Annotated in this window: 1 pseudogene; it reads left to right on the top strand. The window is 40.5% G+C overall.

The window, feature by feature from the left end:
• Positions 1-210 (top strand): annotated as a pseudogene (locus HT701_RS11165) (helix-turn-helix domain-containing protein); the annotation flags it as partial.
• Positions 211-262: the final 52 nt, after the last annotated feature.

Genomic DNA, 262 nt, shown 5'->3' with positions numbered 1-262 from the left:
AAAATGATGGTCGCTGAAACTTCTATCGTCAAGAAAAATGACCAAATCCCTCGTATTATCAATCAAAAAATTGCGCAAAAGTTGATTGAAAAGACTTCTATGACCGATATTGCCCATCAGCTGGCCATTTCAACTTCAACTGTCATTCGAAAGCTCAATGACTTCCACTTTGAGTGTAATGTTAGAAATCTGCCTGAGATTATGTCTTGGGACGTTGAAACAGTCCGGGGAGTGACTGTTTCAATCGGGAGATGGAGATGAG

The organism is Streptococcus sp. 10824 (genome assembly GCF_013276595.1).
Taxonomy (GTDB): Bacteria; Bacillota; Bacilli; order Lactobacillales; family Streptococcaceae; genus Streptococcus; species Streptococcus pseudopneumoniae.
Note: the sequence above shows the minus strand (reverse complement) of the source record. Positions and strands in the feature narration are given on the sequence as shown.